Genomic DNA, 16410 nt, shown 5'->3' on the forward strand with positions numbered 1-16410 from the left:
TTTCGCCCTTTATGATTGCCCGGAGTTCCCATGACATTCTGCTGTCCTCTTTGCCACGCGCCGCTCGCCCATGCGGATAAAAGTTACGCCTGCCCACAGGGGCATCGGTTCGATATGGCGAAAGAGGGCTATGTCAATCTGCTGCCGGTCCAGCACAAGCGGTCGCGCGATCCGGGCGACAGTGCAGAGATGATGCAGGCGCGCAGGGCCTTCCTCGATGCCGGGCACTATCAGCCCCTGCGTGACGCGGTAGCCGGTAAGCTGGCGGCCTTACTGCCGGAGGGTACGACGTCACTTCTCGATATTGGCTGTGGCGAAGGCTATTACACGGCTGCCTTTGCCCAAACTGCGCAGGAAAAGGGCGCGGCCACCTTTGGTCTGGATGTCTCGAAATCTGCCATCCGCGCAGCGGCTAAACGCTATTCAGAGGTGACGTTCTGTGTGGCCTCCAGCCATCGTCTGCCTTTTGAAGAGAACAGTATGGATGCGGTCGTTCGCATCTACGCCCCCTGCAAAGGCGAGGAGCTGGCGCGCGTGGTAAAAGAGGGCGGCTGGGTGATCACCGTGACGCCAGGACCGCGTCACCTGATGGAGCTGAAAGGGCTGATTTACAGTGAAGTTCTGCTGCATGCACCGCATTCGGAGCAGCTGGAGGGCTTTGTACTGAAAGAGGCGCTGTCGCTGGCCTATAACATGTCACTGACTGGAAAAGAGGCGGTAGCGCTGCTGCAGATGACGCCGTTTGCGTGGCGGGCAAAGCCGGAGGTGTGGGAGGCGCTGGCAAAACAGGCGCATTTCAGCTGCCAGACAGATTTTAGTATCCACTGCTGGCAGCGAGTCAGTTAACCGGCGAAGTGGCTCCACATAATCTGTGCGCCAATGCCGATCAAGACGATACCGCCGAGGATCTCGGCGCGTTTCCCTAACAGCGGGCCAATAAAACGGCCAATCATCATGCCCAGGGTAGACATAATAAAGGTCGCGCAGCCGATCGCCAGCGCGGTGGCAATGATGTTGACCTGCAGGAAAGCCAGGCCGACGCCGACGGCCATCGCATCCAGACTGGTAGCAATAGCGGTTGTCACCAGTAGCCAGAAGCCGTGACGCTGAATCGGCTCATCGTCCTCGACATCATTCCGAATACCTTCGATAACCATACGTCCGCCGAGGAAGGTCAGAAGAATAAAGGCGATCCAGTGGTTCCACTCCAGCACGAACTGGCTGGCGAGCATCCCCAGCCCCCAGCCAATCAGCGGGGTCAGGGTTTCGATAGCACCAAAAATAAGACCGGTACGCAGGGCTTCAGAGAACTTAGGTTTATGCAGCGTGGCGCCTTTGCCCATGGAAGCGGCGAATGCATCCATCGACATGCCAAAGGCCAGAAGAAGTGTTGCAGAGAGGTTCATCAGCGCGTCCAGACCGGGGATATCCATATGACACATCACTGCCCCCAGTAAACAGCAGTCGATGCGTCTATGGTCTCGCCTGATCCTTTTGCTGTGCAGAAAAATCCGTACGTGCCACGTTTTGCAACGAGTATGTTGACACGTACATTTCCGGTAAACCGGAAATCGGCTACTCCCCAACGACGGGCGCAACCTTAACATATTTTGAGAATATAAAACAACTACAGGGAAGTATTATTCAGATTAGTTTTTGATAACGATTTTCATTTAGAGGTTGATGTGAAAATAACGTTAATAATAGCCCGTAAATGTCGCGAAATAATATAGCTTTGGCTATATAACACTGTGAAAAGCATAGCGAAATATAGCCAGTGCTATTTTTGTATCTTATTGAGTTTTAATCAGTAATTTGTATATCTTCTCCAGATCGTCAATATTTCTTACCCGGATAAGCAAACGTCGCTGCTCTAATTGCATCACCAGCACGCCGTCTTCTGATAAATTCATCTCTTTAATGCGGTTATATTCTATCCAGACATTGGCGAAAAAGAATCCAGTAGATTTGAAGATTATTTTCGGCGCCCGGATCCAGAACAGGTAAAACCCCATTAATGCCAGGGCAGATAATAACCATGTGGTCAGTAATGCCCCCTGGCTCATCACGTTGTTATAGATAAGGATCAGCAGCAGACCGGTAAAGATGATGGCATCAACGCGACCGCGGCGCAGAAGGGGGATTGAGAGCAACGTCGCGCCGTTGCGGCGGGGCATGATCAATTCGTCGTAGAGGGCATACGCCAGAAGGGCAACAATAAAGACAACCAGTACGATGTCCGTGACCGTCATTCATCCTCCGGATAAAAAAACGGGGGCGTTCATGCCCCCGGTGTATTCACTAAAAAATTACAGACCCAGCAGACCGATAGCGTAACCGACGATACCGATAACGAAGAAGCCGACGATGATCCACAGCGCATTGACCTTTTTACGCAGCAGCCACATACAGGCGAAGGTCAGCAGCAGCGGCACCAGGCCCGGCATCAGCTGGTCAAGAATGGTTTGCACGGTGGTCACACGGGTCTGACCATCCTGACCGGTGATGGTTGACACCACCAGCGGGATGTTAACGTGCGTCCACTTGTTAACCAGCGCCCCCATGACAAACAGGCCGAGGATTGACGCCCCCTCAGTCAGTTTCTGCAGGAAGCCGCCGCCCATATCTTGGACGATATCCACGCCCTTACGGTAGCCATAGGCCACACCGTAGTAACGGGTTGCCAGACGTACCACGTTAAACAGGATAAAGAAGAGTAGAGGACCCAGCAGGCTACCGCTCATGGCGATACCCGCACCGAGCGCGGCGAAGACCGGACGCACGGTACCCCAGAAGATCGGGTCACCTACGCCCGCCAGCGGCCCCATCAGACCCACTTTGATACCGTTGATGGCACCATCGTCAATCTCTGCGCCGTTAGCACGCTGCTCTTCCATCGCCAGCGTTACGCCCAGAACCGGCGCCGCAACGTATGGATGGGTGTTGAAGAATTCCAGGTGACGCTTAATCGCCTGACGACGCGCTTCGTTGTTTTCCGGGTACAGGCGTTTGATCGCCGGTACCATTGAGAAGCAGAAGCCCAGCGCCTGCATACGTTCGAAGTTCCATGAACCCTGGAACAGGTTTGAACGGATGAACACGCCACGAATATCACCCGAAGTCAGTTTTTTCTGAGGGGTATTTTTAGTCATATCAACCATTTCGCTCACCTGCTAGTCCAGTTCGTTATCGAGATCGTTATTACCAGCAACCTGTGCGCTACCGGCTACGCGGTTATATTTCGGGCTGAGCTGGATGTAGAGGATAGCCATTACCGCACCAATCACACCCAGTGCCACCAGGTTGAAGTTGGTAAATGCCGCGGTAACGAAGCCAAGATAGAAGAACGGCATCAGATAGCCTGCGCGCATCATGTTGATGACCATCGCATAACCGACTACCACGATCATGCCGCCTGCAATGTTCAGACCGCTGGTGACCACTTCAGGAATGGCGTTCAGCATGCCCTGGACTTCGCTGGTACCGACGGAGATTGCCACGATCACCGCCGGGATAGCGATACGCATGGCTTGCAGGAACAGGGACGAGACGTGGATCCACGACAGCGCCGTCAGGTTGCCATTCTCCGCCGCCTTATCTGCCGCATGCTGGAATGCAACGGTGATAGTACGCACGATGATGGTCAGTACCTGGCCTGCTGCAGCCAGTGGGATAGCCAGCGCGATACCGGCGCCGATATTTTGATGGCCGGCAATGACCAGCACGGTAGAGATGATGGAGGCGAGAGCCGCATCCGGCGCAACGGCCGCACCGATGTTCATCCAGCCCAGGGCGATCATTTCCAGGGTACCACCGATGATGATACCGGTTTTCATATCCCCGAGAACGGCGCCAATTAACGTACAGGCGACCAGCGGACGGTGAAACTGAAATTCATCTAGTACGGATTCCATACCCGCTATACACGCGACGATGAACACCAGCACAATCTGAAGAGTGGTAATCTCCATTGTACTTCTCCTATAGCTTTAACAGACTTAAGTGTGAAATTTGTCAACCAGCGCCGGCTTATTTCGCCACTTTGCTGATCAGATCCATCATTTTCAGTTTCGGGTCGGTAGAGACTTTACGGACTTCAAGCTCGATTCCGCGATCGTTGAGTTTCCTGAACGCTTCGATATCTTTTTCGTCCACCGACACCGCATTGTTCACCTGCGTTTTGCCCTGACGGTAAGCCATACCACCGATGTTCACGGAGGTGATTTTTACCCCTTCCTCAACAATACGTTCGACGTCTGTTGGGTTGGTAAACAGCAGCATCACGCGCTCACCCGCATATTTCGGGTTGTTATAAACGCGGATCATCTTGGCGACATCCACCACGTGCGCGGTGACGCCCGGCGGAGCCACTTGGGTAAGGAGGGTTTTACGAACCGTATCAGCGGCGACTTCATCGCTGACCACAATGATGCGCTGGACGTTGGTCTCTTTGGTCCAGCGGGTAGCCACCTGGCCGTGAATCAGACGGTCGTCGATACGCGCCAGGCCAATCTGCATGTAATCGTTCGGGCCCATCGGCTTAAGCGGGGCGGCGGCTTTCGGGGCCGCAGCCGGGGCAGGGGCAGCCGCCGGAGCGACGTTTTCTCTAGGTTTCGCTTTCAGCGCTTTCACGCCTTCACGACCGGTTTCGACAGCCAGGGCAACCAGCTCGTCAAAGCTCGGGTTGTCATCACGGGCCATCAGCGTCTCGACCAGCATGGGGATGTTAACCCCGGCAACCACTTCATGCTGCTCTTTATCAACCACAATGCGGCTTGCTGCGTTAAACGGACTGCCGCCCCAGGTATCAACAAGAAACAGCACGCCGCTGCTGGTATCCAGATTTGCCAGTTGAGCGGTATATTTTTCTATCAGCGTCTCAGCATTTTCACCGGGAACGAAATCGATCCAACCGACGTTTTCCTGTTCGCCTAAAAGCATTTCTGCGGTTTTAAGTAACTGCTCTGCAGCCCAACCATGTGTGCCTATAACAATAGCAATAGTCACTTGCTACCTCCTTTTATTATCGTTAATGCCCCCGGGTGAGAGGAGCATTAGAGATCATCTTCGAAAGAACGAATCGATTCAGATAAGGGTTAGAGTTCAATTAACTAAGACTTACGCGATTTATTTTAGACATCGAAAAAATAATTTATGTGATGAAGATCCGTAATTTAGCCTAAGCCAATGAGATATTTCTGTGATCAAAAAAAGCACGGAAACATCTTTTTGCAAAGGAAAGTAAATCTTTGCCAAAAAGCTCAGGTCTCTGATATGTTTACCATCCGTTTAATTGTCAGGAGTATGGGGCAGTAGCCCACTGTATGGACCGTCACCGACGCCAGTCACACACCCGGCCAGCTCTGGCCAGCCTTATCGGCGATTCGCGCCACTCACTGTTTACGTTCTTTACCGCTTCGCCCGACCTTTTCGCGGCGCCGTTTTGCCATTCCTTTAGCAGGAGCTTGTCATGGAATTCTTAATGGACCCGCAAATCTGGGTAGGATTGCTCACGCTGGTGGTACTTGAGATTGTTCTCGGTATCGATAACCTCGTGTTTATCGCGATCCTTGCGGATAAACTTCCACCTAAACAACGTGATAAAGCACGTTTAATCGGTCTGTCGCTGGCGCTGATTATGCGTCTTGCGCTGCTGTCGGTGATCTCATGGATGGTTACGCTTACGCAACCGCTGTTCACCGCCTTCAACTTCACCTTCTCAGGGCGCGACCTGATCATGCTGCTGGGGGGGATATTCCTGCTCTTCAAAGCCACAACCGAGCTCCATGAACGGCTGGAAAACCGCCAGCACGACGACGGACACGGTAAAGGCTATGCCAGCTTCTGGGTAGTGGTACTGCAAATCGTGGTACTGGACGCGGTCTTCTCCCTCGACGCGGTCATTACCGCTGTCGGTATGGTTAACCACCTGCCGGTGATGATGGCGGCCGTGATCATCGCGATGGCGGTGATGCTACTCGCTTCGAAGCCGTTGACGCGATTCGTTAACCAGCATCCGACCGTGGTGGTGCTCTGTCTGAGCTTCCTGCTGATGATCGGTCTGAGCCTGGTGGCAGAAGGTTTCGGCTTCCATATTCCGAAAGGCTATCTGTACGCCGCCATTGGTTTCTCCATCATTATAGAGCTGTTTAACCAGATTGCCCGTCGCAACTTTATTCGTCAGCAGTCGAACCAGCCGCTGCGAGCCCGTACCGCTGATGCGATTCTGCGTCTGATGGGCGGCCGCCGCGAAGCCAAAGCACAGCAGGACAGCGATAACCATGTCCCGGTGCCGGTTCCGGAAGGCGCCTTTGTCGAAGAAGAGCGCTATATGATCAACGGCGTGCTGTCGCTGGCCTCGCGTTCCCTGCGTGGCATCATGACCCCACGCGGTGAAATCAGCTGGGTCGATGCCAGACTGAGCGTGACGGAAATCCGCCAGCAGTTGCTCTCCTCCCCGCACAGCCTGTTCCCGGTGTGTCGCGGCGAGCTGGATGAGATCATCGGCGTGGTTCGTGCCAAAGAGATGCTGGTGGCGCTGGAAGAGGGCGTGGACGTTGAGGCTATCGCCGCCGCGTCGCCTGCTATCGTGGTGCCGGAAACGCTCGACCCGATCAACCTGCTTGGCGTGCTGCGCCGTGCCCGGGGTAGCTTTGTCATCGTGACTAACGAGTTTGGCGTGGTGCAGGGCCTGGTAACGCCGCTGGATGTTCTGGAAGCGATTGCCGGTGAGTTCCCGGATGCCGACGAAACGCCGGAAATCGTTAACGATAATGATGGCTGGCTGGTCAAAGGCACCACGGATCTGCACGCCCTGCAACATACGCTGGGGCTGGAACACCTGACCAACCACGATGAAGATATCGCAACGGTGGCCGGTCTGGTGATTGCCGTGAATGGTCAAATTCCGCGAGCCGGTGATGTGCTTGAGCTGCCGCCGCTGAAGATAACCATCGTGACCGCCAACGATTACCGCGTTGATCTGGTGCGCATTGTTAAAGAACAGTCCGCCCACGACGAAGAAGAGTAATTACGGAGTCGACGGCATCATATCGCCGTTATGAGAGGCTGGCGGAGGTGAACTCTCCGCCAGCCACTGCGGGAAATCCCGCAGTGGCATTGGCCGCGCATACAAAAATCCCTGAAGGATATCCACACCGTGCAGGCGCAGATGGCTCGCCTGGTCGCTGGTTTCCACCCCTTCAGCCACCAGTTCAATATTCAGACGCTGGGCCAGGGCGATGATAATGTCTGTCACCGTTGAGTTGACGGCATCCGTGCCGATGGCGGCGGTAAAGGATTTATCAATTTTCAGCACTTCCGGATTGAGTTTCTCCAGCCACGAAAGCGAACTGCTCCCGGTACCAAAATCGTCAATCGCCAGCTTCACCCCTTTCTGATGTAACGCCTCTACCATGTTGTAATCCATCTCCAGCAGGGTATCGCGCTCGGTTAATTCAATCACCAGCTGCTGCGCGGGCTCGGCACTGAACCAGACGCGATTCAGATCGTGAAGCAGAGTACCGTCACGGAAATGGCTGGCCGCGACGTTGATCCCAATATGAAAGCCCGGCGCGGGCGGAAATATGGCCAGATGGCGGACGGTTTCGATAAGCACGTAGCGGGTGAGGGGGACAATCAGGTTATGCTCCTCCGCCAGCGGAATAAAAATATCCGGGGCGATCCACCCCTGCCGCGGATTGTTCCAGCGCAGAAGAATTTCCACGCCGACGCAATCCTGTTTTTTGGCATCGATCAGCGGCTGGCAAAAGAGCTCAAACTCGCCGGAGGCCAGGCCAAAGTTGATCTCCCGGGTAAAGCTCATGCGACTGGCGGTGGCAAGCCAGGCGATATACCCCACCAGCATGCTGAATATCACCGCCAGCGGCAGCTGCGACGGCAGACTTTTCAGCGCCAGCGCGGTCAGCCCCGGGCCGTTGACGGTGATGATGAAAGGAAAGTTGAGGGAAGCCTGCTGGTAAACGTTGTCGCCAGCGTCTGCTATCAGCCTGTCCGAAAGCTGGCGCTCATGGTTCAGGTACTTACCGCCAACGCTGAGGTTAACGTCGCTGATGATCGGCAACTGGGGCTCCAGCAGCATCCGGGCGATAAGGTCGATATTCACAATCTCCATGATGCCATCCTCACTCTGGCCGGGCGCCGGATACCACTGGATCAGCACCGGGCTGCCTTTCATCAGCGGCTGGTCTGTGGTCAGGAGCAGTAAGGGCTGCGCGGCGGGTAGCTGGGGCTCAAACTGGCTGATGGGGATATCGCGGTTACCGAACATGCTTGAGCAATAGAGAATGCCGTTTTTAATCAGGCCGATTGAGCGCACGGTTTGCAGGGAGGCGGCGTGCTTGCGCAGTAAAAAGTTGACCTCCACGCAGGGCAGGCCGATAAGCGGTTGTACCACCTCGCGTCCCGTCTCCAGCGGTTGCAGGATCTTATCCAGCGTATCGACAGCATGAGAGACAAAGGCCACGGCGGTCTGCTGATTTAAATTGCGCTGTGAAATAAAGCCGATAATTAGCGTGCAAACGAGAGTGGAAAGGGACAGCACGAGGCAGACGATTACCCGTTTGCGGCGATAATTTTTAATTATCCTGTGCGTTGTTTGCATGCCACGGTCACCCGAAGAGCCACTGGCGCAGATGCCCATGGCAACCTGGCTAGTGTAGTCGGCATTATTTCAGGTAACGAGGAAAGTGGATGAAATTCGCCCATCCTTATCAGATGGGCGTTTAGAGCATGAAAGACGAAAGTCGCAGAAGCGCTTTCAGCGTCTTAGTCGCACTGTACCTTGATGGCCAGACCGCCGCGGGACGTTTCGCGGTATTTGGCGTTCATGTCTTTGCCGGTTTCGTACATGGTTTCGATCACCTTATCCAGCGAAACGCGTGGTTCGCTGGTACGGCGCATCGCCATACGGGAGGCGTTGATCGCTTTCACAGAGGCAATCGCGTTACGCTCAATACACGGCACCTGCACCTGACCGGCCACCGGATCGCAGGTCAGACCGAGGTTATGTTCCATACCGATCTCGGCGGCCACGCATACCTGCTCCGGGCTGGCGCCCAGCAACTCAGCCAGACCGGCTGCCGCCATGGAACAGGCCACGCCCACTTCACCCTGACAGCCAACCTCAGCGCCGGAAATGGAAGCGTTCATCTTATACAGCGCGCCTACCGCGCCCGCGGCGAGGAAGTAGCGAATATAGATATCCGGGCTGACCGATTCGATAAAGTGATCGTAGTAGGCCAGCACTGCCGGAACGATCCCGCAGGCACCGTTCGTCGGTGCGGTCACCACACGGCCACCGGCGGCGTTCTCTTCGTTCACCGCGAGGGCAAACATGTTGACCCAGTCCACCACGTTCATCGGATCGTTGGAGTACTTATCCGTCGTGACCAGCATCCGGCGCAGGGCAGAGGCACGACGCGGCACGCGCAGCGGGCCAGGCAGTACCCCTTCGGTATTCATACCGCGATCGATACAGGCGCGCATGGTCTGCCAGACGTTGGCGAAATAGTCTTCAATCTCTTTCTTGCTGTGCAGCGCCAGCTCGTTCTGCATCACCATGCCGGAGAGGGACAAGCCAGTCTCCTTGCAGTAATTCAGCATCTCTGTCGCCGATTTGAACGGGTAAGGCACCTTTACGTCGCCCGTGACGTCCTGGCCGAAATGCTCTTCATCGACGATAAAGCCGCCGCCGATGGAGTAGTAGGTCTTGCTGTAGACCACTTTCTCGCCGTTGAAGGCGTGGATCTGCATCCCGTTTTCATGCAGGGAGAGGTTGTCGCTGCGAAAACGCATGCCGTCGTCCTGCGGGAAGTCCACTTCATGCTGGCCATTCGCCAGCAGCAGACGACCGCGCGTTTCCACGTCGCGAATAAACGCCGGAATGGCGTCAATATCTACGGTGTCCGGCATATTTCCGGCCAGACCCATAATAATGGCGATATCGGTGTGGTGGCCTTTACCCGTAAGCGACAGTGAACCGTAAACGTCTACAGCCACGCGGGTAACGCTATCCAGTAATCCTTTTTCGACCAGGTCATCGACGAACTGTTTACCGGCCTTCATCGGCCCGACAGTGTGGGAAGAAGAGGGACCAATCCCCACTTTGAACATGTCGAATATACTAATCACTTTAACACTCCTGACAGGGTTACCGGGTTTCCAGTAACGATGTAATAACTTCGCATAGTGTAAGAGGGAACCCTGTCGTCAGCTCAACTATTCACATGAATTAAACTAATGATTAACGCCTGATAAACTAATAGCGGGAGGCGGATCGCAAAGGCGCAAAAAAGAGGCGAATGTAAAGTATAGTCAAGGTTTCAGGCCGATCTGCAGCGCCAGCTCACGAATTATTCCCGCCGTCATGCCCCAGACAAAATAATGCTCATACCAGGAGAGCCACACCCGATGATCGTGGCCACGGCGATGAATATTGAGCGGATGATAACGGCCCAGACGCAGGGCTTCGGCCAGCGGCATTTCGAACACCGACTCCACTTCGTCCTCGCTGGCGTGATAGTGCAGATCCGGCGGAATAATCCCCACCACCGGCGTAACCTGAAAACCGGTGACGCTGTCCACCGGCGGCAGGACGCCAATCACCTCGACCTTGTGCGGCGGGATCGCCACCTCTTCCTCGGCTTCACGCAGGGCAGCGGCAATTAACGAGGCATCGGTGCTGTCCACCGCGCCGCCGGGAAAGGCCACCTGACCGGCATGTTTACGCAGCTTCGCCGAGCGCCGGGTCAACAGCAGGCCCGGCTGCTCCCGGCGCACCACCGGGATCAACACCGCCGCCTGACGCTGGTTCAGCGACGTGCTGTTCACCTGCGGGCGCAACAGCTGAAAACGCGATAAAAAATGGTCGAGGGTCAGGTCGTGGGTATTCACCAGTTAGCACTCCAGTTGTTGCAGAATACGATTTACTTTATCAAAGGTTTCCTGATATTCCGCCCCGGCCTGGCTGTCAGCCACAATGCCACCGCCTGCGGAACAGTAGATCTGCCCCTCCACCGCCGTCAGGGTGCGAATGGTGATGCTGGTATCCATGCCGCCGCAGAGGCTGATATAGCCGATGCTGCCGCACCAGGCGTTGCGTCGATGCGGCTCCAGCTCGTCGATGATCTCCATCGCCCGCACTTTGGGCGCGCCGGTGATCGACCCGCCGGGGAAGGCGGCGCGCAGCAGATCGCACGCGGTCTGCGTTTGCGGCAGGCGGGCGGTGATGGTGCTCACCAGATGATGCACGGCGGGGAAGGGCTCCACCACGAACAGTTCCGGCACCCGCACGCTTCCCGGCTCCGCCACCCGGCCAATGTCATTGCGCATCAGATCGACGATCATCAGGTTTTCCGCCCGGTCTTTCGGCGAGGCGGCGAGCTTCTCAGCCTGCTGGCGATCCGCCTCGGCATCCGCCAGCCGCGGCAGGGTGCCTTTAATGGGACGGGTCTGGATGGTGCCTTCCGCTAGGTGGATAAAACGCTCCGGGGAGAGGCTCAGGATCGCCCCCTCTTCAAGACGTAAAAAGGCGCTGAAGGGGGCGCGGTTGTTGGCGTTCAGCCGGGTAAACGCCTGCCATTCGTCGCCCTCGTAGCGAGCCTGGAAACGCTGGGCCAGATTCACCTGATAGCAGTCGCCGCTGTGCAGGAAGGCCTGCACTTGATCGAATTTTTCCTGGTACTCCGCCGCGGTCATATTGGCCTGCCAGCCGGAGGTCAGCCGGAATGCAGGTACATTCTCAGGGGAGCGCTGTGCTTCAAGCCAGGCCAGCCGCGCCTGTGCATCGCCATGACAGACCAGCGACACCCGCTGTTTGTGGTGATCAACGATTATCGCCCAGTCATACAGGCCCACCGCCATATCCGCCAGGGTGATATCACGCAAGGCCCGTTCCGGCAGCTTTTCGAAGCGGCGGCCAAGGTCATAGCCGAACAGCCCCAGCGCACCGCCCTGGAAGGGGAGATCCCGGTCAGGCGTGCAGGGCAGGCCCATTTCATCAAGGGCCTGCTGCAACAAACTCAGCGGGCAGGCGTCAGAATGAACCCCGTCGATCAGCGTATCCGCCCCGTGGGTCACCAGCGTGGTGCGCGGGTCGGCCACCAGAATATCAAAGCGACTGTAGGGGTGATCCGCATGGCCCGAGTGCAGCAGCATGGCCCACGGCAGATGGCTGAGCGGAGCAAACCAGAATTCTGCGGCGTCAGGACGCCACGGCAATGTCATAACAGCGGGGGATAACGAGTTCATGGGTGGTAAACAACCGGGCAGCGTGAAATAATTAGCGCCAATAATTTAGCAGGAGTTGACGATGTTTGCAGGTTTACCTTCACTGAGCCACGAGCAGCAGCAAAAGGCCGTCGAGCGCATACAGGAGCTGATGTCCCAGGGGATGAGCAGCGGGCAGGCAATTTCTCAGGTGGCAGAAGAGCTTCGCGCCACCCATACCGGCGAGCGGATCGTGGCGCGTTTTGAGGATGATGAAGAGGAGTAACGCCCTTACACCGCAGCGATAATCTTAATCTCAACCTTATACTGCGGCTTCATCAGCGTCGCCTGTACCGTGCAGCGTACAGGCGCGTGACCCGCCACTACCCACTCATCCCAGGCTTTGTTCATCGCCGCAAAATCCTCTTTACTGGCAAGGAAAATGGTCGCATCCAGAATGCGGGATTTGTCGCTGCCCTGTTTTTCCAGCACTGCGTCAATCTGCGCCAGGGTATTGGCGGTCTGTTCATAGGCGTCAGCATCCAGATTTTCCGGTACGCCGGTGTAGTAGAGGGTCTGGTTGTGGATCACTACATCTGACCAGCGGGCTTCGGCATCAATGCGCACAATTGTCATACACGTTTCCTCGTTATGGTGACTTTCTGCGGGCAAGACTGCCATATTGTTTTGCCTGCGTCACTCTCGACTGGCGCCAGGACGATCGGCCTGACATAATCCCTGTGCAAAATTACAGGGGGCAGAGTGGCAGACGATTTCGCAGCAGACGGACAGTTAGCAAAGGCAATTCCCGGCTTCAAGCCGCGCGAACCGCAGCGTCAGATGGCGCACGCGGTAGCCGAGGCGATCGACAGCGCCCAGCCGCTGGTGGTAGAGGCGGGTACCGGCACCGGTAAAACGTACGCCTATCTGGCGCCGGCGCTGCGCACGAAGAAGAAGGTGATCATCTCCACCGGTTCGAAAGCATTGCAGGATCAGCTCTACAGCCGCGATCTGCCCACCGTCGCCAAAGCCCTGAAATACAAAGGGCGTCTGGCTCTGCTGAAAGGGCGCTCCAACTATCTCTGCATTGAGCGGCTCGAACAGCAGGCGCTGGCGGGGGGCGATCTGCCGGTACAGACCCTCAGCGATGTGATCATCCTGCGCAGCTGGGCTAACCAGACCCAGGATGGCGATATCAGTACCTGCGCCAGCGTCGCCGAAGACTCACCCGCCTGGCCGCTGGTCACCAGCACCAACGACAACTGTCTGGGCAGCGACTGCCCGCTCTATAAAGACTGTTTTGTGGTCAAAGCGCGTAAAACGGCGATGGAAGCCGACGTGGTGGTGGTGAACCACCACCTCTTCCTGGCGGATATGGTGGTGAAAGAGAGCGGTTTTGGCGAGCTGATCCCCGAAGCCGAAGTGCTGATCTTCGACGAAGCCCACCAGCTCCCCGATATCGCCAGCCAGTATTTCGGCCAGTCGCTCTCCAGCCGCCAGCTGCTGGATCTGGCGAAAGATTTTACCATCGCCTACCGCACCGAACTGAAAGACACCCAGCAGCTGCAGAAGTGCGCCGACCGCCTGGCACAGAGTACGCAGGATTTTCGCATGCAGCTTGGCGATCCGGGTTTTCGTGGCAACCTGCGCGAACTGCTGGCCGATCAGCATATTCAGCGCGCGTTGCTGCTGCTCGATGACGCCCTGGAGCTCTGCTACGACGTGGCGAAGCTTTCCCTCGGCCGCTCGGCGCTGCTGGATGCCGCCTTTGAACGCGCCACGCTCTATCGCGCCCGCCTGAAACGGTTGAAAGAATTTAACCAGCCCGGCTACAGCTACTGGTACGAATGCAACTCCCGCCATTTCACTCTCGCGCTGACGCCGCTCACCGTGGCCGATAAGTTCCAGGATGTGATGGCGCAGAAGCCGGGCAGCTGGATCTTTACCTCCGCCACCCTGTCGGTTAACGACGACCTGCACCATTTCACCGAACGTCTCGGCATCGCAGAGGCCAAATCCCTGCTGCTGCCGAGCCCGTTTGATTACGCCACCCAGGCGCTGCTCTGCGTGCCGCGCAACCTGCCGTTGCCCAATCAGCCCGGCGCCGCCCGCCATCTGGCGGCGATGCTTAAGCCGATGATTGAGGCCAACAATGGCCGCTGCTTTATGCTCTGCACCTCCCACGCGATGATGCGCGACCTGGCCGAGCAGTTCCGCGCCACCATGACGCTGCCGGTGCTGTTGCAGGGTGAAACCAGCAAAGGCCAGCTGCTGCAGCAGTTTGTCAGCCACGGCAATGCCCTGCTGGTGGCCACGAGCAGCTTCTGGGAAGGGGTCGACGTGCGCGGCGATACCCTGTCGCTGGTGATCATCGACAAATTGCCCTTTACCTCGCCGGACGATCCGTTGCTGAAGGCGCGGATGGAAGATTGCCGCCTGCGGGGAGGCGATCCGTTTGATGAGGTGCAGCTTCCGGATGCGGTCATTACCCTTAAGCAGGGGGTGGGGCGCCTGATCCGTGACGTGGACGATCGCGGGGTGCTGGTGATCTGCGATAACCGCCTGGTAATGCGTCCTTACGGTGCCACCTTTATCGCCAGCCTGCCGCCGGCGCCACGTACCCGGGATATCGATCGCGCCGTGCGTTTCCTTGCCGCGTCGCAGGCGCAGTAATTTGCTGACGGGTGTGCTAAAATGCGCCCCTTTTTGTGACTGACCACTGCGAGAGCGCGACAATACATGCGAATTCTGGCTATCGATACCGCCACAGAGGCCTGCTCCGTTGCCCTGTGGAATGACGGTACTTCCTTTGCTCATTTCGAAGAGTGCCCCCGGGAACACACCCAACGTATCCTGCCTCTGGTGAAGATGATCCTCACCGAGGGCAATACCTCTCTCATCGACCTCGATGCGCTGGCCTATGGCCGTGGTCCAGGCAGCTTTACCGGCGTTCGCATCGGTATCGGCATTGCCCAGGGACTGGCGCTGGGCGCCGAACTGCCAATGATTGGCGTCTCGACCCTGGCCACCATGGCGCAGGGGGCATGGCGCAGCACCGGTGCGACCCGCGTACTGGCGGCTATCGATGCCCGCATGGGCGAAGTCTACTGGGCGGAATATACCCGTGACGAGCAGGGCGTCTGGCATGGGGAAGAGAGTGAAGCGGTGCTCACGCCGGAAGCGGCAGGTGAGCGCATGAAGCAGCTTTCTGGTGAGTGGGCAACCGTCGGGACCGGCTGGCCAGCCTGGCCTGACATGGCAAAGGAGAGCGGTCTGACGCTGGTGGATGGCAAAGTGCTGCTGCCTGCCGCAGAAGATATGCTGCCCATCGCTTGTCAGATGCTGAAGGCAGGGCAAACCGTGCCGGTGGAGAAAGCCGAGCCGGTTTATTTGCGAAACACCGTAGCGTGGAAGAAACTTCCGGGCCGGGAGTGAATCTCAGTATAAGAGCCTGAGAAAAAGGAGTCGCATCATGGCGGTTCAAAAATATGTCGTTCGTCTGCTGACCGTCGGGGCGCTGGCCCTGGCGTTAACGGGATGTGTCTCCGTGCCTGATGCCATACAGGGCAACAGCCCGACGCCGCAGCAGGATCTGGTCCGGGTGATGAACGCCCCGGAACTCTACGTAGGTCAGGAAGCGCGTTTCGGCGGCAAAGTCGTGGAGGTGCTCAACCAGCAGGGGAAAACCCGTCTGGAGATTGCCACCGTACCCCTCGACAGCGGCGCGCGTCCGGTGCTGGGTGAAGCCTCACGAGGCCGTATCTACGCCGATGTTAACGGCTTCCTCGATCCGGTGGATTTCCGCGGGCAACTGATCACCGTAGTGGGACCGATCACCGGCGCAGAGCAGGGTAAAGTCGGCAACACGCCTTATAAATTCATGACTATGCAGGCCAACGGCTATAAACGCTGGCGGGTGCAGCAGCAGGTGATGATGCCGCCACCCGATCCCTGGTACTGGGGACCGCATCCATGGCGTTATGGCTATGGTTACGGCTACGGCGGATGGCCAGGCTATGGCCCCGGTCCGGCTCAGGTCCGAACGATAGTAACAGAGTAAGTCACTGTTATTCTTAATTAAGAAACAGCGGCCCGTCCGCTGTTTTGTTTTTTCCACGGTAATAAGAAAAATAAATAGTGACGCGCTTCGCAACCTTAAATCCGGACAATAAATAAACTGGT

General features: G+C 56.8%; 17 protein-coding genes. 7 read left to right on the top strand and 10 right to left on the bottom strand.

Going from position 1 to position 16410, the window contains the following annotated elements; genetic code table 11:
- Window positions 1-30 precede the first annotated feature (30 nt).
- On the top strand, window positions 31-846 hold the full coding sequence (gene rlmA, locus DVA44_RS09395; RefSeq protein ID WP_114386429.1) for a 23S rRNA (guanine(745)-N(1))-methyltransferase: 816 nt from the start codon (window positions 31-33) through the stop codon (window positions 844-846).
- Here rlmA and mntP read toward each other — a convergent pair.
- The 5 genes from mntP to manX all read right to left on the bottom strand — a co-directional run bounded on the left by mntP (window position 843) and on the right by manX (window position 5007).
- Window positions 843-1406: a manganese efflux pump MntP gene (mntP, locus tag DVA44_RS09400; RefSeq protein WP_139156373.1), complete on the bottom strand. Its 564-nt coding sequence runs from the start codon at window positions 1404-1406 to the stop codon at window positions 843-845. The two genes, rlmA and mntP, sit on opposite strands and share 4 nt — an antisense overlap.
- 387 nt (window positions 1407-1793) lie before the next feature.
- A complete protein-coding gene (locus DVA44_RS09405) occupies window positions 1794-2252 on the bottom strand; it encodes a DUF986 family protein (RefSeq protein WP_114314649.1) in 459 nt (152 codons plus the stop codon).
- Between the two features lie 57 nt (window positions 2253-2309).
- Entirely contained in the window at window positions 2310-3161 is an 852-nt protein-coding gene (locus tag DVA44_RS09410; protein ID WP_114386431.1) for a PTS mannose transporter subunit IID, read from the bottom strand.
- 12 nt (window positions 3162-3173) lie between these two features.
- Window positions 3174-3971, bottom strand: coding sequence for a PTS mannose/fructose/sorbose transporter subunit IIC (locus DVA44_RS09415; protein WP_103180025.1), 798 nt, complete (start codon window positions 3969-3971; stop codon window positions 3174-3176).
- Between the two features lie 58 nt (window positions 3972-4029).
- The gene (gene manX, locus DVA44_RS09420; RefSeq protein WP_103822352.1) at window positions 4030-5007 is read right to left on the bottom strand and encodes a PTS mannose transporter subunit IIAB; all 978 of its coding nucleotides are present in this window, start codon (window positions 5005-5007) and stop codon (window positions 4030-4032) included.
- Between the two features lie 317 nt (window positions 5008-5324).
- On the opposite strand from manX, the gene DVA44_RS26230 reads away from it, so the two are divergent.
- Both DVA44_RS26230 and yoaE read left to right on the top strand, forming a co-directional pair.
- Window positions 5325-5483, top strand: a complete 159-nt coding sequence (locus DVA44_RS26230; protein ID WP_371413849.1) for a hypothetical protein — start codon at window positions 5325-5327, stop codon at window positions 5481-5483.
- Complete coding sequence (gene yoaE, locus DVA44_RS09430; RefSeq protein ID WP_103180023.1) at window positions 5471-7030, top strand: CNNM family cation transport protein YoaE; 1560 nt, start codon at window positions 5471-5473, stop codon at window positions 7028-7030. The genes DVA44_RS26230 and yoaE overlap by 13 nt, the downstream gene beginning before the upstream one ends.
- On the opposite strand, the gene DVA44_RS09435 is transcribed toward yoaE, so the two are convergent.
- From DVA44_RS09435 to pabB, 4 genes are all read right to left on the bottom strand, one after another.
- Entirely contained in the window at window positions 7031-8623 is a 1593-nt protein-coding gene (locus DVA44_RS09435) for an EAL domain-containing protein (protein WP_114388395.1), read from the bottom strand.
- 164 nt (window positions 8624-8787) lie between these two features.
- Window positions 8788-10152 (bottom strand): L-serine ammonia-lyase, encoded by a 1365-nt coding sequence (sdaA, locus tag DVA44_RS09440; RefSeq protein WP_114386433.1) that lies wholly within the window; start codon window positions 10150-10152, stop codon window positions 8788-8790.
- A gap of 183 nt (window positions 10153-10335) precedes the next feature.
- The gene (locus tag DVA44_RS09445; RefSeq protein ID WP_114386435.1) at window positions 10336-10914 is read right to left on the bottom strand and encodes a CoA pyrophosphatase; all 579 of its coding nucleotides are present in this window, start codon (window positions 10912-10914) and stop codon (window positions 10336-10338) included.
- Window positions 10915-10917: 3 nt separating this feature from the next.
- Window positions 10918-12270, bottom strand: a complete 1353-nt coding sequence (gene pabB, locus DVA44_RS09450; protein ID WP_114386437.1) for an aminodeoxychorismate synthase component 1 — start codon at window positions 12268-12270, stop codon at window positions 10918-10920.
- Window positions 12271-12331: 61 nt separating this feature from the next.
- Here pabB and DVA44_RS09455 point away from each other — a divergent pair, with 61 nt between their 5' ends.
- On the top strand, window positions 12332-12514 hold the full coding sequence (locus tag DVA44_RS09455) for a YoaH family protein (RefSeq protein ID WP_039030781.1): 183 nt from the start codon (window positions 12332-12334) through the stop codon (window positions 12512-12514).
- Window positions 12515-12519: 5 nt separating this feature from the next.
- Here the strand turns inward: DVA44_RS09455 and DVA44_RS09460 are convergent, their stop codons facing one another.
- Window positions 12520-12864, bottom strand: a complete 345-nt coding sequence (locus DVA44_RS09460; protein WP_103180017.1) for a RidA family protein — start codon at window positions 12862-12864, stop codon at window positions 12520-12522.
- A gap of 126 nt (window positions 12865-12990) precedes the next feature.
- Between DVA44_RS09460 and DVA44_RS09465 the strand changes: the two genes are divergently transcribed.
- The 3 genes from DVA44_RS09465 (at window position 12991) to DVA44_RS09475 (ending at window position 16288) form a co-directional block, all read left to right on the top strand.
- Window positions 12991-14901 carry an ATP-dependent DNA helicase gene (locus DVA44_RS09465; RefSeq protein ID WP_114314654.1) on the top strand — a complete coding sequence of 637 codons (1911 nt, stop codon included), beginning with the start codon at window positions 12991-12993 and terminating at the stop codon, window positions 14899-14901.
- A 66-nt stretch (window positions 14902-14967) separates the two neighbouring features.
- A complete protein-coding gene (gene tsaB / locus DVA44_RS09470; protein ID WP_114386439.1) occupies window positions 14968-15663 on the top strand; it encodes a tRNA (adenosine(37)-N6)-threonylcarbamoyltransferase complex dimerization subunit type 1 TsaB in 696 nt (231 codons plus the stop codon).
- Between the two features lie 37 nt (window positions 15664-15700).
- A complete protein-coding gene (locus DVA44_RS09475; protein ID WP_114386441.1) occupies window positions 15701-16288 on the top strand; it encodes a Slp family lipoprotein in 588 nt (195 codons plus the stop codon).
- Window positions 16289-16410: the final 122 nt, after the last annotated feature.

Source organism: Leclercia sp. W17, from assembly GCF_003336325.1.
GTDB lineage: Bacteria > Pseudomonadota > Gammaproteobacteria > Enterobacterales > Enterobacteriaceae > Enterobacter.

Excerpts from the sequence above, each read along its gene's own strand:
- DVA44_RS26230 (WP_371413849.1), top strand. The coding sequence starts at position 5,325 with ATGGACCGTCACCGACGCCAGTCACACACCCGGCCAGCTCTGGCCAGC.
- mntP (WP_139156373.1), bottom strand. The coding sequence starts at position 1,406 with ATGAACCTCTCTGCAACACTTCTTCTGGCCTTTGGCATGTCGATGGAT.
- yoaE (WP_103180023.1), top strand. The coding sequence starts at position 5,471 with ATGGAATTCTTAATGGACCCGCAAATCTGGGTAGGATTGCTCACGCTG.
- pabB (WP_114386437.1), bottom strand. The coding sequence starts at position 12,270 with ATGAACTCGTTATCCCCCGCTGTTATGACATTGCCGTGGCGTCCTGAC.
- DVA44_RS09410 (WP_114386431.1), bottom strand. The coding sequence starts at position 3,161 with ATGGTTGATATGACTAAAAATACCCCTCAGAAAAAACTGACTTCGGGT.
- DVA44_RS09455 (WP_039030781.1), top strand. The coding sequence starts at position 12,332 with ATGTTTGCAGGTTTACCTTCACTGAGCCACGAGCAGCAGCAAAAGGCC.
- DVA44_RS09460 (WP_103180017.1), bottom strand. The coding sequence starts at position 12,864 with ATGACAATTGTGCGCATTGATGCCGAAGCCCGCTGGTCAGATGTAGTG.
- tsaB (WP_114386439.1), top strand. The coding sequence starts at position 14,968 with ATGCGAATTCTGGCTATCGATACCGCCACAGAGGCCTGCTCCGTTGCC.
- DVA44_RS09405 (WP_114314649.1), bottom strand. The coding sequence starts at position 2,252 with ATGACGGTCACGGACATCGTACTGGTTGTCTTTATTGTTGCCCTTCTG.
- DVA44_RS09475 (WP_114386441.1), top strand. The coding sequence starts at position 15,701 with ATGGCGGTTCAAAAATATGTCGTTCGTCTGCTGACCGTCGGGGCGCTG.
- rlmA (WP_114386429.1), top strand. The coding sequence starts at position 31 with ATGACATTCTGCTGTCCTCTTTGCCACGCGCCGCTCGCCCATGCGGAT.
- DVA44_RS09415 (WP_103180025.1), bottom strand. The coding sequence starts at position 3,971 with ATGGAGATTACCACTCTTCAGATTGTGCTGGTGTTCATCGTCGCGTGT.
- DVA44_RS09435 (WP_114388395.1), bottom strand. The coding sequence starts at position 8,623 with ATGCAAACAACGCACAGGATAATTAAAAATTATCGCCGCAAACGGGTA.